18 protein-coding genes are annotated in these 22,602 nt (G+C 46.5%); 13 read left to right on the forward strand and 5 right to left on the reverse strand.

All coding sequences use genetic code 11. The features are described from left to right. Positions 1-74: 74 nt before the first annotated feature. The 8 genes from FSB75_RS08055 to FSB75_RS08090 all read left to right on the forward strand — a co-directional run bounded on the left by FSB75_RS08055 (position 75) and on the right by FSB75_RS08090 (position 8,224). Positions 75-911, forward strand: coding sequence for a rhomboid family intramembrane serine protease (locus FSB75_RS08055; protein ID WP_146785320.1), 837 nt, complete (start codon positions 75-77; stop codon positions 909-911). Between the two features lie 93 nt (positions 912-1,004). Next, positions 1,005-1,895, forward strand: coding sequence for a DnaJ C-terminal domain-containing protein (locus tag FSB75_RS08060; RefSeq protein ID WP_146785323.1), 891 nt, complete (start codon positions 1,005-1,007; stop codon positions 1,893-1,895). A 4-nt stretch (positions 1,896-1,899) separates the two neighbouring features. Beyond that, complete coding sequence (locus tag FSB75_RS08065) at positions 1,900-2,193, forward strand: chaperone modulator CbpM (RefSeq protein WP_146785326.1); 294 nt, start codon at positions 1,900-1,902, stop codon at positions 2,191-2,193. A gap of 205 nt (positions 2,194-2,398) precedes the next feature. Then, entirely contained in the window at positions 2,399-4,849 is a 2,451-nt protein-coding gene (locus FSB75_RS08070) for a DUF5686 and carboxypeptidase regulatory-like domain-containing protein (RefSeq protein ID WP_146785330.1), read from the forward strand. A 93-nt stretch (positions 4,850-4,942) separates the two neighbouring features. After that, positions 4,943-5,197, forward strand: a complete 255-nt coding sequence (locus FSB75_RS08075; protein WP_146785333.1) for a hypothetical protein — start codon at positions 4,943-4,945, stop codon at positions 5,195-5,197. Between the two features lie 148 nt (positions 5,198-5,345). Continuing rightward, positions 5,346-6,806, forward strand: a complete 1,461-nt coding sequence (locus FSB75_RS08080) for an MBL fold metallo-hydrolase (RefSeq protein ID WP_146785336.1) — start codon at positions 5,346-5,348, stop codon at positions 6,804-6,806. A 42-nt stretch (positions 6,807-6,848) separates the two neighbouring features. Continuing rightward, positions 6,849-7,166, forward strand: coding sequence for an HPF/RaiA family ribosome-associated protein (locus tag FSB75_RS08085; RefSeq protein WP_146785339.1), 318 nt, complete (start codon positions 6,849-6,851; stop codon positions 7,164-7,166). A gap of 128 nt (positions 7,167-7,294) precedes the next feature. Beyond that, the gene (locus FSB75_RS08090; RefSeq protein WP_227990844.1) at positions 7,295-8,224 is read left to right on the forward strand and encodes an NAD(P)/FAD-dependent oxidoreductase; all 930 of its coding nucleotides are present in this window, start codon (positions 7,295-7,297) and stop codon (positions 8,222-8,224) included. Between the two features lie 55 nt (positions 8,225-8,279). Here FSB75_RS08090 and porT read toward each other — a convergent pair whose 3' ends face one another. The 3 genes from porT to FSB75_RS08105 form a co-directional block, all read right to left on the reverse strand. Continuing rightward, complete coding sequence (gene porT / locus FSB75_RS08095; protein WP_146785344.1) at positions 8,280-9,014, reverse strand: type IX secretion/gliding motility protein PorT/SprT; 735 nt, start codon at positions 9,012-9,014, stop codon at positions 8,280-8,282. Next, entirely contained in the window at positions 8,966-9,727 is a 762-nt protein-coding gene (gene ubiE, locus FSB75_RS08100) for a bifunctional demethylmenaquinone methyltransferase/2-methoxy-6-polyprenyl-1,4-benzoquinol methylase UbiE (RefSeq protein WP_146785348.1), read from the reverse strand. The genes porT and ubiE overlap by 49 nt, the downstream gene beginning before the upstream one ends. A 147-nt stretch (positions 9,728-9,874) precedes the next feature. Then, the gene (locus FSB75_RS08105) at positions 9,875-11,563 is read right to left on the reverse strand and encodes a capsule assembly Wzi family protein (RefSeq protein ID WP_227990845.1); all 1,689 of its coding nucleotides are present in this window, start codon (positions 11,561-11,563) and stop codon (positions 9,875-9,877) included. Positions 11,564-11,589: 26 nt separating this feature from the next. On the opposite strand from FSB75_RS08105, the gene FSB75_RS08110 reads away from it, so the two are divergent. The 4 genes from FSB75_RS08110 to FSB75_RS08125 all read left to right on the forward strand — a co-directional run bounded on the left by FSB75_RS08110 (position 11,590) and on the right by FSB75_RS08125 (position 17,648). Then, positions 11,590-12,930, forward strand: coding sequence for a dihydroorotase (locus tag FSB75_RS08110; protein WP_146785352.1), 1,341 nt, complete (start codon positions 11,590-11,592; stop codon positions 12,928-12,930). Positions 12,931-12,963: 33 nt separating this feature from the next. Continuing rightward, positions 12,964-14,280 carry a MutS-related protein gene (locus tag FSB75_RS08115; protein ID WP_146785356.1) on the forward strand — a complete coding sequence of 439 codons (1,317 nt, stop codon included), beginning with the start codon at positions 12,964-12,966 and terminating at the stop codon, positions 14,278-14,280. 65 nt (positions 14,281-14,345) lie between these two features. Then, positions 14,346-15,905: a M1 family metallopeptidase gene (locus tag FSB75_RS08120; RefSeq protein WP_394345167.1), complete on the forward strand. Its 1,560-nt coding sequence runs from the start codon at positions 14,346-14,348 to the stop codon at positions 15,903-15,905. A 279-nt stretch (positions 15,906-16,184) separates the two neighbouring features. Beyond that, entirely contained in the window at positions 16,185-17,648 is a 1,464-nt protein-coding gene (locus FSB75_RS08125) for a DUF5723 family protein (protein WP_146785362.1), read from the forward strand. Positions 17,649-17,851: 203 nt separating this feature from the next. Here FSB75_RS08125 and FSB75_RS08130 read toward each other — a convergent pair whose 3' ends face one another. Together FSB75_RS08130 and FSB75_RS08135 are read right to left on the reverse strand one after the other, a co-directional pair. Next, positions 17,852-19,519 carry a pyruvate dehydrogenase complex dihydrolipoamide acetyltransferase gene (locus FSB75_RS08130; RefSeq protein ID WP_146785365.1) on the reverse strand — a complete coding sequence of 556 codons (1,668 nt, stop codon included), beginning with the start codon at positions 19,517-19,519 and terminating at the stop codon, positions 17,852-17,854. Between the two features lie 392 nt (positions 19,520-19,911). Further along, entirely contained in the window at positions 19,912-21,276 is a 1,365-nt protein-coding gene (locus tag FSB75_RS08135) for a M20/M25/M40 family metallo-hydrolase (protein ID WP_146785368.1), read from the reverse strand. A 141-nt stretch (positions 21,277-21,417) separates the two neighbouring features. Here FSB75_RS08135 and bshA point away from each other — a divergent pair, with 141 nt between their 5' ends. Beyond that, positions 21,418-22,557 (forward strand): N-acetyl-alpha-D-glucosaminyl L-malate synthase BshA, encoded by a 1,140-nt coding sequence (gene bshA, locus FSB75_RS08140; RefSeq protein ID WP_146785371.1) that lies wholly within the window; start codon positions 21,418-21,420, stop codon positions 22,555-22,557. Positions 22,558-22,602: the final 45 nt, after the last annotated feature.

A 22,602-nucleotide genomic window follows, 5' to 3' on the forward strand; every position in this document is an offset into this window, starting at 1 on the left:
TTCTTTGTTGGCCTTCTTAACTTCCCATTTTCTCCAACAATAATTATCTTTCTGATTGCAAAGAACAACCCGCAATGGAACAATCGCTTGTTACCCTTTTACTCGTTGCCGCTACGGTTTTTATTTCGTACAAAGGCTTTAAGAATCCGCGTTTGATGGAGCGTTATTGTTTTGATGTGGACAAGGTTCTTGCTCAAAAAGAATACCTCCGCGTTATCAGTTCCGGCTTCCTGCACACTGGTTGGCTGCACCTCGTCTTTAACATGATCGTGCTACTCGGTTTCGGTACGATGCTTGAACCGATGATTGGCGGAATTAAAGTTTTGCTCATTTATTTTTTGAGCATGATTGGCGGCGAACTGCTTGCCCTGCTTGTCCATAAATCCCACAGCGATTATACATCAGTGGGTGCGTCCGGCGCGGTAAATGGTATTGTGTACGCAACCATCGCCCTTTTTCCCAACATGCCCTTTGGCTTTTTCTTTTTGCCGCTCTCGCTTCCGGCTTGGGTTTTTGGTTTGGGCTATGTGCTCTTTAGCATCTACGGCATCAAAGCAAGGTGGGGCAACGCGGCGCACACCTCGCATCTTGGCGGCGCAATCGTGGGTTTGTTGATTGCCGTTGCACTTTATCCCGAAACTGCCGCAAGCAATTACTTGCCAATACTGCTGATTGCCTTACCGACAATCGCCTTTATTGTTTTTGTTCTTTACAAACCCGAAAGCCTCCTCCTTGATTCGTTTTCAAAAAAGCAAAAGCATTATTCAATTGACCAGGAATACAATTACCGCAAGGCACAAGAGCGGGCCGGTATTGACAGCATTCTTGAAAAAATTCACCGCAAGGGCCTGAAGAGTTTAACCAAAAGAGAAAAAGAAGCGCTGGAAGAATATTCAAGGGCAAACAAATGAGAACGAAGGACGAAAGTCGGAGGTCAGAGGTTAGACATCAGACATCAGATATCCGACATCCGACTTCCCTCATCTCTGGTTAATTTTGAACTTATGGACTTTGTTGATTATTACAAAATACTGGGCATAGGAAAAAACGCATCTGACGAAGAAATCAAAAAAGCTTACCGCAAGCTGGCGCGAAAGTATCACCCTGACGTAAACCCGAACGACAAAGAAGCACACAAAAAATTCCAGGAGATTAACGAGGCCAACGAAGTGCTGAGCGACCCCGAAAAGCGCAAGAAATACGATCAGTACGGAAAGGATTGGAAGCACGCCGAACAGTTTGAACAGGCCCGTCAAAGCCAGCGGCAACAGTATCATTACAGCGACGGTGGCGAAGGTTTTTCGGGCCCGTTTGACGGAGGCGATTTCTCCGATTTTTTTACGTCCATGTTTGGCGGCGGCGGAAGCCGTGCAAGGCAAAGCTTTAAAGGCCAGGATTACCAGGCTGAATTGCACCTAAGCCTTCGCGACGCGTCCACAACCCACCAGCAAACACTGACGGTGAACGGCAAAAATGTTCGCATTACCATCCCGGCCGGTGTGGAGAACGAGCAAAAAATAAAGCTCAAAGGTTACGGCGCACCGGGTGTAAACGGCGGTCCTTCCGGCGATTTGTACATCACCTTTATCATTGCCTCAGACGCACAGTTTCGCCGCGACGGCGCCGACTTGCACTCCACGCAGGAAATTGATTTGTACACCGCAATTTTAGGAGGCGAAACGACGATAGAGACGTTGAACGGAAAGATAAAACTAAAGGTGGCCGCAGGCACACAGAACGGAACCAAGGTCCGGGTAAAAGGCAAAGGCTTCCCGGTGTACAAAAAAGAAGGCGAACACGGCGATTTGTTTGTGACTTACCAGGTTCATTTGCCTACCCATCTTTCGGAGAAAGAAAAAGAACTCTTCACCCAATTGGCCCAACTGAAAAAATAAAACCATGTCACGCGAAGAACTAATATCCGCTAACGATTTCTGCACGCATCACCGCATCGAAATTTCTTTTTTGCAGTCATTGCAGAATTACGGCCTTGTGGAAATGACAACCGTTGAGCACAACGTTTTCCTGCATCCCGAACAACTGAGCGAGGTAGAAAAATTCATCCGGCTGCATTATGATTTGCACGTGAACATGGAGGGCCTCGACGTCATTCGTCACATGCTGGAACGAATGGAGAGTTTGCAAAAAGAAGCGAGCAGCCTTCGCAACCGTTTGCGATTTTACGAGGAATAAAAGTTTGGAGTTGGGGGCTGGGGTTTCGTGCCGTGCGAAAAGTCATTCCTTTTTCTTTCACGTTAACAAGGGACTGCGCTTGTAAAGTTTTTTCGGTTATCACGCTCAACTCCAAACCCCAAACCGAAACATCTTCTGTTAAAACATCTTCAATTCTCCTTTTGCTGCTTTTACCCGCACCGCAAATCGAAGAAATTTGCGGCCAATGTTTACAGGCCCGCGAAAAATATCTTTTCTCTTTTTAGTGTTCTTGTTTTTTACAACGTGTGTGCAGGCGCAGGTCGTGAGAGTTTACGGCAAAATCACCAACAACAAGTTTGAAGCGCTGCCCAACGCCAGTGTGCATTTGAAAACATCATCGGTTGGCACCTTGTCAAAAGATGACGGCAGCTACGAACTCTTCGTCAACAAAGGTACCTACGAAATTGTGGTAAGCATGGTGGGTTACAAAACCCGCATCCTGCCGATGGTGGTGAACGACGAAACTTTACAGAACATCATTTTGCAAGACGACGAAGAAAAGAACACCTTGTCGGAAGTGGTCATCAAAATAAAGATGAAAGACCGCGCCGACGAGATTATGAAAAAACTCGTTGAGCACAAAGACAGCGTAAACATTGGACTGAAAGGTTACTCTTACAAAGCCTACATCAAAGCCACCTTGCAGGATTCTGTTTTGGTGAACAAAGACAGCGCAACGAAACCCGAACCGACGGTAAAAACACTTTCGGAAATTCTCTTGAAAGTTGACAAAGACGAAGCGGGACATATCAAAGAAGAAAGGCTTGGCGTAAAACGAAGCGGTGAAGACAAAAAGCTTTTTTATCAATCCACCACCGACGGCGATTTTAATTTTTACAACAACCTTATTTCGGTGCCGTCTATTTCATCCACGCCTTTTGTTTCGCCGGTAAGCAATACGGGGCTTCTCTCCTATAAGTTTAAAACATTGCACATTGAACGGCACGGCCGCGAAAAATTGTACACTCTTTCCGTTACGCCGAAAGCATTGACAAACGCAACGCTGGAAGGCGAAATAACCGTGTCGGACAGCACGTGGACGATTTTGTATTGCCGCTTTCGCTTTCCGCAATACCATTTGCAGGAATACAATTTTTTTGAGGTCGAGCAACAGCACGACTTCGTTCAGGGCAAAGCCTGGTTGTTGAACCAGCAAAAGTTTACCTACTATGCCGACGGTAGAAAAAACCGCATCACAGGACAAACAGTTGTCAATTATTCCGACTACGAATTGAACAAAACATTTCCGCGCCGCTATTTCACCAACGAGGTTAGCGTGACGGCCGAAGACGCTTATCACCGCGACTCGACCTTTTGGCGCACGGCGCGAAAGAAAACGCTTTCGGAAAAAGAAGCCGAATTTATTCGCTACCGCGACAGCCTTTTTGCCGTTACGCAAACAGAAGCTTACCGCGATTCCATTGCCCGCGAAATCAACCGCATTACCTGGAAGAAGATCGGCTTCTTTGGTCAAACCATTTACAACCGGCAAAAGGAAAGAAGCTGGTACCTGCCACCGATTATTTCCTTGTATTCGCCTTTTGCTTTTGGCGGCGGACGGATAAACGCAAACGTTGGCTACGGAAAGTTTTATCCAAACCGCAAGAACCTTTTTATCAACACGAGTTTGAGTTACGGCTTGCGCAACAAAGACGTAAACGGCTCGCTTGATTTAACACGGATGTACAATCCGTTTAACCGCGGCTACTACAAGCTCACGGCCAAGCGGGAGTTCCAGTTTATTTACGAAGGCGATGCGTACATCAACATGATCAAGCGCAGCAATATTTATTTGAACAACGAATTGGGCGTGGGTCACGGACTGGAAATCTTCAACGGTTTTTTTGTACACAACGAGCTTGGCATTGCGCTGCGCCGCTCGGTGGCAAATTATAAAACTGGCAGTTTAGTGGACAGTTTGTTGGGCAATGTGCTCAACAACAATCAACCCGTTCCGTTTGAACCGTACAACGCTTTGTACGGAAAACTCAGGTTAGAATACACACCTTTTCAGAAGTATCGCCGCGAGCCTTTGGAAAAAATTATTTTGGGCAGCAAATGGCCCACAGTTTACGTAGAATGGCGCAAAGGCATCAAAAATATTTTGGCTTCGGACGTGGATTTTGATTATGTAGAATTTGGCCTGCAACAAACGCTCAACCTTGGTTTACTTGGCCAATCGAAATACAAACTAAGCACCGGCAGCTTTTTAAACACGAACGATTTGCGCTTGATTGATTACAAGTTTGAGCGCCGCGGCGATCCGTTTTTATTCATGAACCCACAAACCGCGTTTCAGGCTTTGGATTCTACGTTTCCCGTTTTCAAGCGCTTTTACGAAGGCCATTACCTGCACGAGTTCAACGGCTTTTTATTGAACAAAATTCCACTGCTGAAAAAACTAAAATTGCGGGAGATTGCCGGCGCCGGCTTCCTGTTTACACAAGAACGAAACCTGCGCTACGGCGAAGTCTTCGCCGGTGTGGAAAGAGCGTTTCAATCGCCCTTTAATCCATTGGATAAATTCAAGTTGGGCATTTATGTTGTTGGCTCTGCGGCCAATCAGTTTCGCAATCCCGTTCAATTTAAAATTGGCTTTACCACCTGGGACAAGCGGCGGGGAAAATGGTTTTAATCCTTTCGCTGTTTTAAATAATTTGACGAAGATCCTGTGCACAATTTTTGCAAGCCATACAAGAAACATCCTTTATCATTAAATTCTATTGTTATGGACGACAAAAAACGCAACCAGCAGTCGCAATCAGGAAATGAAGGACAGAGCAGCGATCCGGCAAACCAGGAACAACAAAACGCAAGCAACGAGCAAGATCAAAATCCACAGGACGGCGCCAGTTGGAACAATTACCGCACAAGAGAAATGAGCGGCGGACAGGAAGGTGATGAAAACTTTTACAGGAATCGTGAAAGGGGTAATTACGAAGAAGGCCAGCGTTCGGACGAGGGCGGCGGTTCTTTGTTTTGATAAGCTGCATAAAGTTTTTTAGACCCGGACAAAATTGTTTGGGTCTTTTTATTTGATACGCTTTGTAGAAAGTCCTTCTCATTTCTTTTTCAACGAGCCTTGTGCGCACAAAACTTTCTTCGGGTACGATATTCGTTCTACTCTCTTCATGAAAATTTCCTTTCACGGCGCAGCCCGAACCGTAACGGGTTCGAAGCACATTGTTACGCTGAACAGCGGCAAAAAAATTTTGCTTGATTGCGGGATGTTTCAAGGCATGGGTGCAGAAACCGATGAGTTGAACAACGGCTTTGGTTTTGATCCGAAGGAAATTAGTCTTTTGCTTCTCTCCCATGCACACATTGATCACACGGGACTGATTCCAAAACTGGTGAAAGAAGGCTTTAACGGCCGCATTGTCTGCACCGAAGCTACCAGGGACCTGACGGAAATTTTACTGTACGACAGTGCTGAAATACAGACTTACGAAACCGAAAACATCAACAAAAAAAGAGAAAAGGCCGGCCAACAACCGTACGAACCGCTTTATACAAGCGAAGACGTTGCGCATTGCCTTGCTCAATTTGAAACGGTGCCTTACGACGGTTGGATAAGCCTCGATCCGGAACTTGACGCATTGTTCACGGCTACGGGTCATCTTATTGGCAGCGCGGCAATTACGCTTCGAATTAAAGAAGGGCGCAAGCGCACCAAAATATTATTCAGCGGCGATGTGGGCCGCTATCGTTCGGTACTCTTACAACCACCCACTGAACCGCCGCAAGCCGATTACATTATTCTTGAAAGCACCTACGGTGACAAGCGCCACGACGTTCGGTTTAACCTGGTAAAAGCTTTGCGACAATGGGTTGAAAAAGTTTGCGTGGAAAGAGGCGGACAACTCATTATCCCGGCCTTTAGCGTGGGCCGTACGCAGGAAGTGCTTTATGGCCTGAACCAACTAAGTCTTGAAAAACGTCTGCCTGATTTGCCGGTTTTTGTGGACAGTCCTTTAAGCCAAAAAGCTACGGAAACAATCAAAAAATACACAACCCAATTCAACGAACGATTGCAGAATGTGCTGAGCATTGATGACGATCCATTTGACTTCCCGGGATTGAAATACGTGGAAAACGTGGAGGATAGTCGCCGTCTTGTGGAATACAAAGAACCTTGTGTGATTGTATCGGCGAGCGGCACTGCAGACGCAGGCCGTGTGCGGCATCACATCAACAGCGCTTTGCACAACCCGAACAATGCAATCTTGCTGGTGGGTTACTGCGGCGCTAAATCATTAGGCGGACAACTTTTATCCGGTGCAAAAGAGGTGGAGATTTTTAACGATCTCTGCAAGGTTACCGCTGAAATCGGACAAGTGAATGGCATGAGTGCCCACGGCGATACCGATGACTTGGGTCAGTTTATGTCTAATCAGGCCCCCGAAAAAGTAAAAGGTATTTTTTTGGTTCACGGCGAACAAGCAGTGCAAAAAGCCTTTGCCGACCGGCTTTCGTTAAAGGGTTTTAACCGCATTGAATGCCCTGCGCCGCACCAGGAATACACGCTTCCGCTGCCGCGGAAACGCAAGCGCATTCCATTGCAATCGTCGGTACAAACGGCCGCGGCTTAAAGAGATGGCATTAATTTTTCTCGAAGAATAAAAAACAAAATCATGGACGTAATCATTCAATCCCTTGGCTTTAAACACAGCGCAAACCTGGAAGCATACATCAACGAAAAATTAGGAAAGCTAACTCCATCCGACAACATCATCCGGGCAAACGTTACGCTTTTTCAAGGCCCCGACAGAGCAACGCCAAACGACTATTGCGAAATAAGGCTTGAAGTTCCCGGCCCCGACCTGTTTGTAAAAGAACAAAGCGAACAATTTGAGCAGGCCGTTGACGAGTGCATCAACAAATTGCAAGGCATCCTGCGTAAGCAAAAAGAGAAAATGGTTGACAGCCACCGCAGGGCGGGAGCGCAGTGAACAAAATTTTTTGTTCACCTGTTCACTTGTTTACCGGTTCACCCGTTGTCGTGAACAGTTAAAACGCTCTTGCGCGAAAGAAAAAACAAGTGAACAAGTGAACCCGAGAACAAGCGAACAAACAAATCATGGAAATTCAGGATTGCATCATTGTAGGCGGTGGCCCCGCGGGCTTAAACGCAGCCGTAGTGCTGGGCCGCTGCCGCCGAAAGGTATTGTTGTTTGATACGGCCACCTACCGCAACCGTTACTCGCACGGCATGCACAATTACCTCACAAGAGACGACATTCTTCCGCCGGATTTCATAGACATTTCGCGAAAAGAAATAAAAAAATACGGCGTAAAAACAATTCACCGGAAAGTGGTAAATGCCCGCAAGAACAGCGACGGCAATTTTGTGGCAAAAGATGAAAAGGGTGAATTGCATTACGCAAAAAAAATGTTGATAGCAACGGGACTTTGGGACAATTTGCCCACGATTCCGGGCTTCAGAGAATTGTACGGCAAAGCCGTTTTTCACTGTCCTTATTGTGACGCTTGGGAAGTGCGTGACAAAGCGCTGGGCGTTTATGCACGCAACAAAAACGGCTTCGAATTGGCGTTAGCTTTAAAAGGCTGGAGCGACAACGTAACGTATTATGCCGACGGAAAAAACAAGCTTAAACCTTCTGAAGTAGAAACGCTTTGTCTCAATAACATTCCTATCGTTTCCTATCCCGTTGAACGCCTTAAGGCCGACGGTGAAAAATTAAAAGCGATTGTTTTTGAAAACGGCGAAAGCCGCAAGTGTGATGCCTTGTTTTTTGTAAACGGCTTTGAACAACAATGCAATCTTGCCGAAACCTTTGGCTGCAACATGACGAAGAAAGGCGTGGTGCTGACCAACCGTTACCAGCAGACAAACATCGAAGGTTTGTACGTGGCCGGCGATGCGGCAAAGGACATGCACTTTGTGGTGGTGGCCGCCGCCGAAGGCGCCAAAGCCGGTGTGCTTATCAACAAAGAATTGCAGAAAGAATTAACGCTGTTTCCAGAAAAAGAAAAACAACTTGCCTGAGTAAAAATGTGTTCGCAATGCGCTCAACAATATCTCAATAACCCAATATCTTTTTCTATCCTTCCAAATGAATCGTAAACACAATCATGCGGCTGCGCATGTCGCCCAAAACTCTCGAATAATTTAAATTATCGTTGCGAATGTGAAGATTATTTAAGCCGTTGCTGATTTTTATTTCGGGCGCCATGATGAAACTGGGGTAATAAAGTTTGAAACCAACACCCGCTTCAATGCCGTAATCGTAGCGGCCGATTTTGATCATGTCGTCGGCTTTGCGGGCCTGTGCGTTAGAAGCAAGGTCCACGTCAATTTTGCCGCCGCCCATCATGTACACCCGCATGTTTCCAATGCGGTCTGACATAAAACGAAGCTGAAACGGAAAGGATGTGATCACCGATTCAACCTTCTTTTGTACGGTGTACAAATTGTCGAAGACATCGGGGTAACGCAGGGTGTATTCAATATTCCGTTCGGTAAAAATTAATTGCGGGTTAAAGCGAAGCTCAAAGCGATTGTTCAAGCGTGCTGTAGCTGACAAACCCAAATTAAAACCCGCCGACCAGGAAGGTTCAGCCGTAAGAATGCTGTCTTGCTGCAAATAAGCCGGGTGAAGTTCGCTGTGAAAAGAAGCGCGGTTAAGTCCAAGCGAGATGCCGAAGTAATAAGGCTTCAGGTCATGCTCCTCCATGTTTAACTGCCGCTGTGCAAAACCAAGAACCGAAACGCACAAAAAAAGAAAGGTCAGTACGCATTTGGGGCCACTGGTTTTCTTGCACTGTAGATACAACATATTCCTAAGCTAAGCGATTGATAATAGGTATTGGAATAACCCGTTTTGTTTAAAATCGAAACAAAGTGCCGGCGGTCGGGGAAAGCTTTGGCCGATTCATTCAAATACTGATATGCTTTCTTATTTTGATTGAACCATTTGGCTAACTGCGGTGCCACTACGCCCATGTAAAAATTGTACAAACCCTTTACACCCGGAATGCGCGGCTTACTAAACTCCACAACCACCAACTGCGCTCCGGGCTTCATCACCCGCAATATCTCCTGCAAGCCTTTTTCGAGGTGTTCAAAATTGCGCACCCCGAACGCGACCATTACGCCATCAAACGTATCGGGAGGAAAGTTTATTGTTTCGCCGTCGCCGCCACTAAGGACAATCTTTGTTCCAAGATTTTCTTTTTCAATTTTTTTGCGGCCTATTTTCAACATGCCTTCCGATATGTCAATGCCGGTGATTTTTGCCGGCGACAAAATTTTTGCGGCCATGATGGCCATGTCGGCAGTACCGGTGGCCACGTCCAACAGATGTATGGGTTTGTCTTTTTTAAAAAAGCGAATGGCTTTTCTGCGCCAGATCCGGTCAATGCCCACACTTAAAAAGCGGTTCATGAAATCGTAGCGCGGCGCAATGCGGTCGAACATTTCGCTGACCTGTTCCTTCTTGGAACCTTCGCCGGTAAAAGGTTTTATGTCGTCGTGCGGCAATTTGCTCATGGACGCGAAGATATTGTCTGAACCAAGATTTGGGTGGATTGAATGGATTTATTGGAAATGAAAAGAGTCGTTCCTTATTGAACGACTCTTGTGTTATAAGACTGTTTCTATTTCCTGTTACTCCTCAAAATTCATCCAAATCATGGTTCAGAATTCAAAGTTCCGCCGGTGCATATTCCAGCGAACGCCAAAATAAAAGACCGTTGTGCTTTGTGCGGGAGTTGTGTAATAAGCGTCCTGCGTGCGCCGGACGGCGTTGAGCTCAACAAAAAAATTGGGCTTCAATTCGTACGATACAAGCAGCGACGCATATTTCACGTTGGTTGAAACCGGCGAGCCGATGCTGTAACCGTATTCCGAAACCGGTCGCAACGTAGCCGGCTGAAAAATATTGGAACCGTAATTGGCTGCGCTGGTGTCTTTGCCCTGTTTGTAATAAATGGCTTTGGCTTCCAACATTAGTCGCGGTATGGGCTGGTAGCGGGCCAGCCCGATGAATTCGTTAAAGCTGGCGCCGTATGGGTGGGCAAGCGGTTGGTTGTTGTGCGTCCAGTTGGCAATTGAATCGGTGTGCGAATAGGTAAAGGGTCGCACACGATTCCATTCGCCCTGCAAATCAAGATTAGAAACACCGAAGGCGTCAATGTATTTGCCCCCCAATTGATAGCCGAATTTGTTTCCCCACCAATTGTTCTTCAGTTCGTGCACACGCAGTTCGTCCAGCAACAGTTGACCGTACAACTGCACGTGCTTTGCAAGATTGGCTTTTGCATCGAGGCCTGCAAGCGAATTATCCAAACTGCCGCTTTGCTGTTCAATGGAACGGTAAAAAATAACCGGGTTCAGGTAACCAAATTCAAAATGATTGGGCCGGCCAAAAACGATGGCTTCAAACAAGCCCACGTTCAACCATTTGGCAACGGCCATGTCGAGGTGATGAACCGCCGCGTATTTTTTATCCAAATAAATATCAGCCCGTTTGCGGTTGGCGTTTACCAGCTCCATGAAAATGTTCTGGTAATTGAATTTCCAGATGCGTGTGTTGAGTTTTAAGAACAAAGCGCTGTTTGAAAAATCACTGAGGAACAAACTGCGGTAACCGTTGCCGATGAAATTTTTATCATAGCCAAAAACAATGTCAATGTATTTGGCGGCTTTGAAAGAAATATAGCCCCGTGCATCAAAATAATCGTAACCCGTTCCTTTAAAATCTTTGTAAAAACCTTCGCCGGGTACAGCGTGGCGCTCGGTTACCCAGTTTTGCACGTAAGTCGGATCACGTTCCTGGTTATCGGTAATGTAAGCGGCAAAGCCAATTTTGTTGGCAATGGTGCCGCGCAGCGTAACGCCTCTTGTGTTCAAAAAAATCTTTTCACTGCTGGCTGATTCCTTGCCCAAATAATATTGAAAAACCGGGTTGACGATGAGGTGAAAATCTTTTTGATTCACTTCAAAAAAATTTGCCGGCGTTTTGTAGAAACTCTTCCAGAAGAGCCTTTTGCTCTTCAGCGAATCGCGGTTATCCGCGTATTCAATGTTGCTTGCCTGCGCGGTATAAAGATTAAAGGCATCCACTTTCGAGAGCGGCATAGACGACGCAACTCTTTGCAAAGCCGGAATAAATTCTTGCCGGCTGTAAGGTTTTGTTTTGGAAAAATTCAGCACCGAATCGGTCTGCGCTTTTATCTCCATTCGCTCCAGCAAAACATTCTCTTTAGCGCCTTGCGGCAGATAGGTTGTTTGCGCAAAACCGGCTACGGGAACAAAAAGGAAAAGAAGCCAGGAAATTTTAAAAAGCCCTTCCACAGGTTTGGAGCGTCTTTGTTTATATTGCATAAATGCTTTCGGTTCAAATTTAGAAGATGCAAAACTACCTCATTAAAAACATTCAAGTCGTCAACGAAAATAAGATAGAAGCCGCCGATGTGTGGATTGCCGATGAACGCATCAAAAAAATTGCACCACGCATCACACTTAATACGCATTGCACCGAAATAAACGGAGAAGGAAAATATTTGCTGCCCGGCGCGATTGATGACCAGGTACATTTTCGCGATCCGGGACTGACGCAAAAAGCCACAATTTATACCGAAGCAAGAGCAGCCGTTGCCGGTGGAGTCACATCGTTTATGGAAATGCCCAATACCGTGCCTCCGGCGCTCAGGCAGGATTTGCTTGAAGAAAAATACGGTATCGCGTCGCAAAGTTCCGTTGCCAATTATTCTTTTTTCATGGGTACGTCCAACAACAACGCCGATGAGGTTTTGCGAACAAACGAAAAGAAGAAAGACATCTGCGGCGTTAAAATTTTCATGGGCGCTTCCACGGGAAATTTGTTGGTTGACAATTACCTCACCATTGATAAAATCTTTCGCGAAAGCGAAGTGCTGATTGCCACGCATTGCGAAGAAGAAAGCATCATTAAGGACAATTATCACCGTTTAAAAGCAGAAAAAGGCGACCTCTCTCCTTCCGACCATCCGCTCGTTCGCAACGAAGAAGCCTGCTTTGAATCTTCGTTCAAAGCCGTGCAGTTGGCGAAGAAACACAATACGCGGCTGCACATCCTTCACATCAGTACCGAAAAAGAATTACAGCTTTTTACCAACCTTTTTCCACTGAAAGAAAAACGCATTACGGCGGAAGTTTGCGTTCATCACCTTCATTTTACCAGCAACGATTACGCAACGTTTGGTTACAAAATAAAATGCAATCCGGCCATTAAAGCACCGTACAATAAAGAAGCCTTATGGGCTGCTTTGCTTGATGACCGGCTTGATGTTATTGCCACCGACCATGCACCCCATTTACTCAGCGAAAAAGAGCCACCCTATGAACACGCACACGCCGGTTTGCCGCTGGTTCAGCATCCTTTGTTGTTGATGCTGTATTACCACAAACAGGGAAAAATATCGCTGCAAAAAATTGTGCAGAAGATGAGCCACGCCGTTGCAGACTGTTTTCAAATTGCCGAACGCGGCTATATCCGCGAAGGGTATTTTGCCGATTTGGTGATGGTGGATTTGAACGAATCAACCACCGTTTCGAAGGAAGAACTTTTTTACAAATGCGGCTGGAGCCCGCTCGAAGGCTTCACATTTCCGGCAAGTATTACACACACTTTCGTCAACGGAAACTTGGTTTATGAAAACGGAGCGGTAAATGACTCTTATAAAGGTGCCCGGCTGGTATTCGATCGATAATCCCGACAATCCTTAATCAAATCCCGATAATCTGTGGTCATAGATAGAATTAGTTTTAACGACATTTCCATTTTTCACAGCGATGAAGAAGCGTCCATTTTTCACAAGCTGAACTTTACCAAAACCGTTGGCGGCAAGGAATGGCTGCGCCGATTTTTTACCGAGCCGCACAGCGATCTCAAACGCATTCTGGGCACGCAAACCATCATTAAAATTTTGCTGGAACATTTGGACGACTGGCCCACGGAAATCACCAACGGCACGGTGATCATGATGGACAAATTTTTGGATTACAACCTCGACCCCATTCCGCAAAATCCCAATACTTTCAACAGCTTTAGCTATAAAATTTTGCACAGCGCCGATTATTCGATGGTGAAATATTCGGTAAAGCATTTCGGCGATTTTTTGCGCGGCATGCAAAAGCTGGTTCATCTTTTCGACGGCTCCGAACTTTCTTCAAACCTTCAGTTTTACGTTGACCGCATCAAAAAGATTCTGGAAGAAAAGCCGTTGAAAGATTTGGCTTTGTCCCACGCAAAAGATGAGCTAACCGTTCAGCAAAACCTTTACTACGGCTATTATTACCGCGTACAATTCAAAACGGACTTGAATGAATTGATGGAAATTTTTAGCCGCCTGGAAGCCTGGTATTCGATGGCCAAAGCGGTAAAGGCTTACGACCTTCACTTTCCCGATTTTATTGAACAGGAAGAGCCTTATTTTAAAACCGAAGGGTTATATCACGTGCTGCTGCAACAACCCACTCCGTATGACCTTGCGTTGCAGCCCAATGAAAATTTTCTCTTTCTCACCGGCGCAAACATGGCCGGGAAAAGTACCTTGATTAAAGCCGTGGGCTCAGCGGTTTTTTTGGCGCACATCGGCATGGGCGTACCGGCAAAGAACATGAAACTTTCGCTGTTCGATGGCTTGCTTTCCAACATCAACGTTACCGACAACATTGCCAAAGGCGAGAGCTATTTTTTTAACGAAGTGCAGCGCATCAAGAACACCGTTTACAAAATCAATGACGGCAAAAAATGGCTGGTGCTGATTGACGAATTGTTCAAAGGCACCAACGTGCAGGACGCCATGAAATGTTCGCTCACGGTAATTAAAGGATTGATGAAAATTAAAAACTCGTTGTTCATTCTCTCCACGCATTTATACGAGATCGGCGATGAATTGAAGCAATACCCGAACATCTCGTTTAAATATTTTGAAACCACCGTGAACGATGACCAGTTGGCATTTAGTTATCAACTAAAAGAAGGCATCAGTAATGACCGAATTGGTTATGTGATTTTGCGAAGGGAAAAGGTGGTGGAGATGCTGGAGAAACTATGACACGAATTATAACGGATTACACGAATTAAATCGCTTAAATTTTGAGCTTGCCTATGCGCACAGGGATGCTTTTTTTATTTATCCTCCTAACATCGCTTGCAAAGGCGCAAGACATAGATGTATTGTACTACAGTTTTGGAATAACTCTAAGTGACGACAAAGACGCAATTGTAGGAATGACTGCAATAAACTTTGTTCATCGAACGAATGAAAAGACAATCAAATTTGATCTTACGGCTCAAAACAAAGAAGGCAAGGGCATGAAAGTTCTTGTTGCGTCTTTAGCGACGGGATCAATTTTAAAAACAGCACAAGATGAACAACATTTATTTATCACGTTGCCATATGCAAAAAAAGGTGATACCCAAACAATCGCGATTTCCTATTTCGGTATTCCCGACGACGGTTTGATTATTTCTAAAAATAAATATGGCGACCGAACATTTTTCGCAGACAATTGGCCAAACCGTGCGCACCATTGGCTACCGTGTATTGACCTACCTGAAGACAAGGCATCCTTTTCTTTCAATGTTATAGCTCCACCACATTATCAAGTTGTATCAAACGGAAGAAAAACGGGAGAACATCTATTGGCGAAAAATATGAAGGCTACGGACTGGGAAGAAGACATTCCTTCACCCACAAAAGTCATGGTCATCGGTGTCGCCAGGTTTGCCACGAAGGTTTATGATGACAGTCCCAAAGATATTCCAGTTTCCGCATGGGTTTATCCGCAGGACAGCACAAAAGGTTTTTACGATTACGCGGTGGCAACGGACATACTGCAATTCTTTTCGGATTACATTGGTCCTTATCCGTATAACAAACTGGCGAACGTACAGAGCAAAACCATCTTCGGCGGCATGGAAAACGCAAGCTGCATTTTTTACGCCGAGAGCACCGTTACCGGCGACAGAAGTTCCGAAGACATTCTTGCCCACGAAATAGCGCACCAATGGTTTGGCGACATGGCCACAGAAAAATCTTTTGCGCATTTGTGGTTAAGCGAAGGCTTCGCCACCTACTTCACCGATATTTATTTTGAGCACAAATACGGCCGAGACGCTTTTCTTAAACGGATAAAAAAAGAACGCAGCGAAGTCCTTGCTTTCGCAAAAGCATCCGCGCATCCGGTGGTTGATACAACGTCTGATTTGATGTCCCTGCTCAACGCCAACAGCTATCAAAAAGGCGCTTGGGTTTTGCACATGCTGCGCAATGAAGTTGGCGATTCAACGTTTCACGAAATCATTCGGGCTTATTACAATGCTTACAAAGGCGGCAACGCAGAAACAAGGGATTTTGAAGCGGTAGCGGAAAAGGTTTCTGGAAAAGACATGAAATGGTTTTTCGATCAGTGGTTGTACACGCAAGGCGTACCGCAACTGGACTTTAGTGTTCGTAAGACTAAGGACAAATCTTATCTGGTGGTTACGCAAAAGCAACCAATCCAATTCCACTTGTCTTTAAATCTCACATTTTCGGCCGCAACTTTAGAAACAAAAACCATCCACCTGCAAAATAAAGTGACCGAGATTTTACTGCCTGACAACACGAGCCGCATCCTACTTGATGCCGATGCTCATCTTTTGTATGAAGGCAAATCGGCCGTGCAGTTAAACTGAGTTCAAAAGACACCATAAAAAGGGTGTTTTACCCGTACTAACAATGGTTTCGCAACCGTAGATTTACTCCGTTATTTAAACCGCGATTAACACATGAAAACCTTGCGTTAGGAGTTCCACCAAATCGGCACATTCGCACAGTTGATTTTCAGATAATAAAAATTTAAAAGATGTTGTATTTTGCAGTGTCTCACTCGTCTCTGTAATAGCCAAAACTTTGCTCCTGTTCCCCAACGAACTACGCAAATGCATTTATTTTTTTATACCAAAACCAGTTTTATGAGAATTCTTTTCCTATTACTCTCCTTCTGCTTGACAATCGCTGCCGGCGCTCAGGATTTTTCCGGCTACCGCACCGGAAATTATACCGGCGTAAACGGCGTGTTTTACAACCCTGCCAACATCGCCGACAGCCGCTACCGCTGGGATTTTAACCTGTTTAGTGTAAGTACTGCCATTGGCAACAACAAAGCCTTGTTTAAGCTAAAGGACATTGGCAACACGCTTGACGGCGACAGCATTAAAAACAAAATTTTTGCCGAAGGTTCAGGTCCTTCCAGTGGTTTGGCATCAGTGGTTTTGCAAGGCCCTTCCGTCATGTTCAACCTCAATAAAAAATCGGCGATGGCGGTAACTACAAGGGCAAGAGTGATGGCGAACATCGTGGACATTGACAGCAAACTTGCCCGACAGATTATAGACGACAACGCAGGCAATATTGGTTTTCCATACACGGTTTCATCGGCCACAAACATGGCGGTAAATGCAAACGCCTGGACGGAATTTGGCCTAAGCTATGCAAGAGAAATTCTGGACAAGGGAAAGCATTATTTCAAAGGCGGCGTCTCGCTTAAATATCTTGCGGGAGCGGCCAACGCTTCTGTCAACATCGGCAGCCTTAACGGCACCATCAACTACGACGCGGTAAAGAACGAAAGCTATCTCACAAACGCCTCGGGCCGCATGGGTTTAAATTTCGGTGGCATAAACATTTCGGATTTTGAAGCGAATGATTTGCTTTCGTTCAAGAGCACAGGCTTTGGCGCCGACATTGGCTTCGTGTACGAGTTCCGCCCCGACACGGCAAGCCTTCGGAACGAATGGGGCGAGATGCGTCGCGACCTGAACAAATACAAGCTCCGGGTTGGCGTAGCCTTGTTGGACGTTGGTGGCATTAGTTACACAAGAGATTTGAGCCGCAGCGGAGCTTACAACGTTCACATCGGCAGCACCCAACGTTTTTATCTGTCGTCGCTGGCAGATGCCAGCCTTGACCACTTTAAAGACACGCTGAACAAGTACCCGCAATATTTTACCGAAGACAAAACGGCAACCGCTTCTAGCTACCGCATTTCGCTGCCAACGACTTTGCAGTTGGACGTTGACTACCGCGTGAACAACGGTTTTTATGTTAACGGTGCTGCGCAATTTGGCTTGACCAATACCAGCAAAAACATTGGCAACGGCCAGTATTATTCTTCTTTTACACTGACGCCTCGTTTTGAAACCGGCGGCTTTGGCGTGTACCTGCCGCTCGGCAGCAATGCGCTTACCGGTTTTACCGGCGGCCTGGCAATAAGATTCGGAAATATTATCCTTGGTTCGGGGAGCATTTTATCAGCGCTTGGCGGTTCAAAACAAGCTGACTTTTTTATCGGTGCACACTTTGGCTCAAAGCAAAAGAACAAGGCGCCAAAGAAGAACGTGAGCAATGATTCGAATTCATCGTCTGTTAATCAGTAAATCCGTATGAGAACATCACGAATGGTTCCGGCACAAATAGCGACGTTCTTGGTGTTTCCATTACTGACGGCAAGCGTGCGGCAAGAGCCGTTAACTCGCAACCGCATCCTGAACTTTCACATACAGTAAGCCTGTTCATCTACCAAAACAAAAGCCGCTGAAAATTTCAGCGGCTTAATTTATTCACAATAACGACACCGTAGTTAAACGAGCATCGTCACCGGGTTCTCCAGAAACTTTTTAAACGTTTGCAGAAAGCCTGCTCCCACGGCACCGTCAACACTGCGGTGGTCACAACTTAGGGTTACCTTCATCACGTTACGTACCGCAAATCCATCTCCCTTTTTGTACACTTCTTCTTTGATTCTTCCCACGGCCATAATCGCACTATCGGGCGGGTTGATGATGGCCGTAAACTCGTCAATGTCCATCATGCCCAAATTGGAAATGGTGAAGGTGTTACCGGTGAATTCGTTCGGCTGAAGTTTTTTATTTCTGGCTTTGCCCGCAAGCTCTTTTGTTTCCGCGGCAATCTGGCTTAATGTTTTTTGATCGGCAAAGCGAATCACCGGCACAATCAAACCGTCTTCCACGGCTACGGCCACGCCGATATTTATATGTTGGTAAGTGCGAATGAAATCACCCATCCACGAACTGTTAACGGCAGGATGCTTGCGCAGGGCCATAGCGCAAGCTTTCACCACCATATCGTTGAAAGAAATCTTCACGCTGCTCACTTCGTTCATTTGCGTACGTGCCGTCATCGCGTTGTCCATCACAATCTCCATCGTGAGATAGAAATGCGGCGCACTGAATTTGCTTTCGCCCAAACGTTTCGCAATCACTTTGCGCATTTGCGAAACATTGGTATCGGCATAACCTTCCTGACCGGAGACCGGTTGACTGGTTGATTGGGTGATTGGTTGAACAGTTGCCGATTGCTGATTGCTGATCGCTGAAGGCTTGAAGTTGTCAACGTCGGCTTTTACAATGCGACCGTTGTCGCCGCTGCCTTGCACCTTGGAAATATCAATGCCTTTTTCGGCTGCCATTTTTTTGGCCAATGGCGAAGCCTTGATGCGGCCATCTGTAGTGCCGTTGACGGTTGTTTGTTGTTCGTTGGCCGTTTGTGCGGCGGGTTGGTTGCTCGTTGGAGTTGCCGCTTCTGTAGGCTGTTGAGTGTTGACCGTTGACTGTGCACCGCCTTTTGCCGCTGCTACAATCGCCTTCACATCTACTTTGCCTTCTTCGCCAATGATGCAGAGCAAATCGTTCACGGCAATCTTCTCGCCTTGCTGCGCACCCTGGTACAAAAGCTTTCCGTTCTTGTAGCTTTCCAGTTCCATTGTGGCTTTATCGGTTTCAATGTCGGCCAACACATCACCCTTTTTCACATCGTCGCCTACTTTTTTGTGCCATCCCGCAATCACGCCTTCGGTCATTGTATCGCTCAATCTTGGCATCAGCACAACTTCCTCCATTTTCGAAATATCAACGGAGGGTGAAGAAGGTTGAGTTTGGGTTTGAGCTTGAGCTTGTGGCTGAGGGCTTGCGGCTTGTTGCGATTGACCGCTTTGCGGTTGCGGTTGCGCAGCGGGTTTGCCGCCGCCAATTAAACCAGAAACGTCCTCGCCGGGTGCGCCTACAATGGCCAACAAATCGTCCACTTGAATTTTAGAACCCTTGTCGCCGCCGATGTGCAGCAATGTGCCGTCCTTGTAGCTTTCCAGTTCCATTGTGGCTTTATCGGTTTCTATTTCGGCAAGCAGGTCGCCTTTTTTTACGGAGTCTCCAATCTTTTTGTGCCAGGCGGCAATCACGCCTTCGGTCATCGTATCGCTGAGGCGGGGCATCAGTATCACTTCGGCCATTGTGTGTTCTTTAATTTGAGTGCCGAAATTAAAGGAAAACAGGCAAATTCGGTTTGTGGTTTGTCGTGGGTGGTTTGTGGTTGGCGTGTTGTGCGCAGTTGCTTTCTCTTCTCGATTGCTCCCCGGCTCTGTACGAAATATTTTTATGAGCCAAGGCTTCACGTATCCATTGAGCCCCGGTTGCGTCGCACTCGTGTGCGCCTTGTTCGCTACGCGGCGCCTCACCTTTCTTTCCCCTCTCGATGTGAAGGCCGGATGAGGTTTGTCCAACAGCGTTCTGAACGCACACGAGTGCGACGCAACCGGCGATGCCATGAATTACAAAAGCCGGCTACATAAAAAAACGCAAGCACCTTTTGATGCCTGCGTTTTTAAAAGAAGTTGAACAGAAATTAAAAACCGTACTTGTCAACAAGGTAAATGAGTGCGGCCATGTTTACGACGCTCAGTTCCAATTCACGCTTGTTCACGGCTTCAAACACATCGTTGCGGGCATGGTGGTAATCGAAGTAACGTTGCGAGTCGGGTGAAAGTCCTGCCGTTGGCGTTCCCTGCGTGCGGTTCAAGGGGCCAATATCAGAGCCACCACCGCCACGCGACATTTCGCTGGCGCCGTACCGCGTCAACAAAGGTTGCCAGGAAAGAAGTTTTTGAAACTGCGCATCGCTGCCGGTTAAACCAAAGCCACGCGGCGTAAAACCGCCTTCGTCGCTTTCCAAAGAGAAGATGTGCTTCTCTCCTTTCGCCTGCGCTTCTTCGGCGTATTTGGTGCCGCCGCGCAAACCGTTTTCTTCGTTGGCAAAAAGCACAAAGCGAAGGGTGCGTTTGGGTTTGTAGCCAAGGGCTTTAAAGGCCCGTAAAACTTCAATGGTTTGCACCACGCCGGCGCCGTCGTCGTGTGCGCCTTCGGCCGGGTCCCAACTATCAAGGTGTCCGCCAACGGTGATGTATTCGGCCGGAAATTCCGAGCCTTTTAATTCACCAATCACGTTATGGCCGACGGTATCGGGAAAAAATTTTCCGTGCGTAGAAAGTGTAACAGAAATGCTTCCTTTTTTCAATGCATCGCTTAACCAATTGGCATCCTGCAAGCCAACGGCTACGGCCGGAATTTTTGCGTAAGCAGTATCGTAACGCAAAGAACCCGTGTGCGGAATATTGTCGGTGCTTTCCGACATGCTTCTTACAATCACCGCTTGCGCTCCGTACTTTGCGGCACGGCTTGCACCCGCTCCACGGTATTGCACGGCATCGCCGTAAGCTTCAAAGGTTTTGATGAAAGTTTGATTGAACGGATAATTGTAAAAAACAATCTTGTCTTTCACATCGTTCCTTCTTGTTTCCAGCTCGTCAAAGTTTTTTACTTCAATCACTTTCGCGGTAACCGGTTTACTTGAGCCAAGCGAATTGCCCAAGGCCAGCACGTCCAATGATTTTTTGTTTCCATTGCCGCTTTGTGTCGTGGCTTCGTCCTTGCCACCGCGCACCCAATGCGGCACCATGCACGCCTGTAAATATGCGTTGTCCGCACCGGCTTCTTTCATTGTTTTCAGTCCCCAGGCTTCGGCCTTGTACATACCCGCGGAACCCGACAAGCGTTGACCGATTTGCTTGGTCAAATGGCGCAGATTTTCATAAGCCTGGCCTTTCGTAAGAATAAAATCCGAAAGGTTTTTGATGAAGAGAGAATCGTCTTTTTGTGCAAAGGCGCTTGCGACAATAGCAAGGCACGAAAGAAGAAAAACAATTTTTTTCATAGCCTGCAATGTTAGGTAAAGTTGCGCAGCCGCAATACAGCAATTTGCTATGCTTTCATCTTGTTTCGTTTCGGCTAACAGTGATGAGCGGCGGCTACTGCAATCAACCAAATCCCTACCTTAGTTGTTGAATCTATCATTATGCGAATTGGAATTGTTTGTTATCCCACTTTTGGCGGCAGCGGTGTACTGGCAACGGAGTTGGGAAAGGCATTGGCACAACAGGGCCATCACGTTCATTTTATCACGTATCAACAACCCGTAAGGCTGAACGGTTTTATTCCCAATATTTTTTATCACGAAGTACAAGTTCCCACGTATCCTTTGTTTGATTATCCGCCTTATGAAACCGCGTTGGCAAGCACCATGGTTGACGTAATTAAAAACAACAATCTTCAATTGTTGCACGTGCACTACGCCATCCCTCATGCATCGGCGGCTTATATGGCAAAGAAAATATTGGAGGCTGAAGGCTTACACATTCCCGTCATTACAACCTTGCACGGAACGGACATAACGCTTGTGGGCCGTGACAAAACCTATGCGCCGGTCGTGACGTTTTCCATCAATCAAAGCGATGCCATTACGGCCGTGTCGCAAAACTTGCGCGACGAAACCTTCAAGCATTTCAAGATTGAAAAAAACATTGAGGTCATTCACAATTTTGTGGACGTGGCCCGCTTCAACCGCAAGCCCATTGACGCCTTTAAAAAAGTAATTGCGCCAGAAGGCGAACGCATTTTGCTGCACGCTTCCAACTTTAGGAAGATAAAACGGGTGACGGACGTGGTGGAGATTTTTTACAACGTACACAAAAAAATTCCGTCGAAACTTTTGTTCGTGGGCGACGGGCCGGAACGGGCCACAGCGGAGCAGTTGTGCCGCCAGTTAAAAGTGTGCGACGACGTTCGGTTCGTGGGCAAGCAAGAACAGATGGAAGACATTCTTGCCATTGCCGATTTATTCTTGCTCACTTCCGAATACGAGAGCTTTGGCTTGGCCGCACTGGAAGCCATGGCCGCAGGCATTCCGGTGGTTTCAACCAACGCAGGCGGACTGCCCGAAATTATGGTGCAAGGCATTGTGGGTTACATGGGCGATGTAGGCGACGTAGAAACATTGAGTCATTACGCAATTGACATTTTGCAAAACGATGAACGGCTACAACAGTTTAAATCAGCAGCGGCGAAACATGCGCAGGCTTTTGATATCAAAAGCATCGTTCCGCTTTACGAAAAATTATACGAGGAAGTGTTGAGCAGCGAATTGGTGAACACGTGAGACGTCAAACGTGAGACGTGAAACCGAACAAACATTCAGCCACAA

Origin of the sequence: Flavisolibacter ginsenosidimutans (assembly GCF_007970805.1) — a bacterium.
GTDB lineage: Bacteria > Bacteroidota > Bacteroidia > Chitinophagales > Chitinophagaceae > Flavisolibacter > Flavisolibacter ginsenosidimutans.

What these genes read in the sequence shown, in the direction of transcription:
- bshA (WP_146785371.1), top strand. Translation starts at nt 21,418, where the DNA reads ATGCGAATTGGAATTGTTTGTTATCCCACTTTTGGCGGCAGCGGTGTA.
- FSB75_RS08105 (WP_227990845.1), bottom strand. Translation starts at nt 11,563, where the DNA reads ATGCAATATAAACAAAGACGCTCCAAACCTGTGGAAGGGCTTTTTAAA.
- FSB75_RS08070 (WP_146785330.1), top strand. Translation starts at nt 2,399, where the DNA reads ATGTTTACAGGCCCGCGAAAAATATCTTTTCTCTTTTTAGTGTTCTTG.
- FSB75_RS08055 (WP_146785320.1), top strand. Translation starts at nt 75, where the DNA reads ATGGAACAATCGCTTGTTACCCTTTTACTCGTTGCCGCTACGGTTTTT.
- FSB75_RS08075 (WP_146785333.1), top strand. Translation starts at nt 4,943, where the DNA reads ATGGACGACAAAAAACGCAACCAGCAGTCGCAATCAGGAAATGAAGGA.
- FSB75_RS08085 (WP_146785339.1), top strand. Translation starts at nt 6,849, where the DNA reads ATGGACGTAATCATTCAATCCCTTGGCTTTAAACACAGCGCAAACCTG.
- ubiE (WP_146785348.1), bottom strand. Translation starts at nt 9,727, where the DNA reads ATGAGCAAATTGCCGCACGACGACATAAAACCTTTTACCGGCGAAGGT.
- FSB75_RS08130 (WP_146785365.1), bottom strand. Translation starts at nt 19,519, where the DNA reads ATGGCCGAAGTGATACTGATGCCCCGCCTCAGCGATACGATGACCGAA.
- porT (WP_146785344.1), bottom strand. Translation starts at nt 9,014, where the DNA reads ATGTTGTATCTACAGTGCAAGAAAACCAGTGGCCCCAAATGCGTACTG.
- FSB75_RS08125 (WP_146785362.1), top strand. Translation starts at nt 16,185, where the DNA reads ATGAGAATTCTTTTCCTATTACTCTCCTTCTGCTTGACAATCGCTGCC.
- FSB75_RS08080 (WP_146785336.1), top strand. Translation starts at nt 5,346, where the DNA reads ATGAAAATTTCCTTTCACGGCGCAGCCCGAACCGTAACGGGTTCGAAG.
- FSB75_RS08135 (WP_146785368.1), bottom strand. Translation starts at nt 21,276, where the DNA reads ATGAAAAAAATTGTTTTTCTTCTTTCGTGCCTTGCTATTGTCGCAAGC.
- FSB75_RS08060 (WP_146785323.1), top strand. Translation starts at nt 1,005, where the DNA reads ATGGACTTTGTTGATTATTACAAAATACTGGGCATAGGAAAAAACGCA.
- FSB75_RS08120 (WP_394345167.1), top strand. Translation starts at nt 14,346, where the DNA reads ATGCTTTTTTTATTTATCCTCCTAACATCGCTTGCAAAGGCGCAAGAC.
- FSB75_RS08110 (WP_146785352.1), top strand. Translation starts at nt 11,590, where the DNA reads ATGCAAAACTACCTCATTAAAAACATTCAAGTCGTCAACGAAAATAAG.
- FSB75_RS08065 (WP_146785326.1), top strand. Translation starts at nt 1,900, where the DNA reads ATGTCACGCGAAGAACTAATATCCGCTAACGATTTCTGCACGCATCAC.
- FSB75_RS08090 (WP_227990844.1), top strand. Translation starts at nt 7,295, where the DNA reads ATGGAAATTCAGGATTGCATCATTGTAGGCGGTGGCCCCGCGGGCTTA.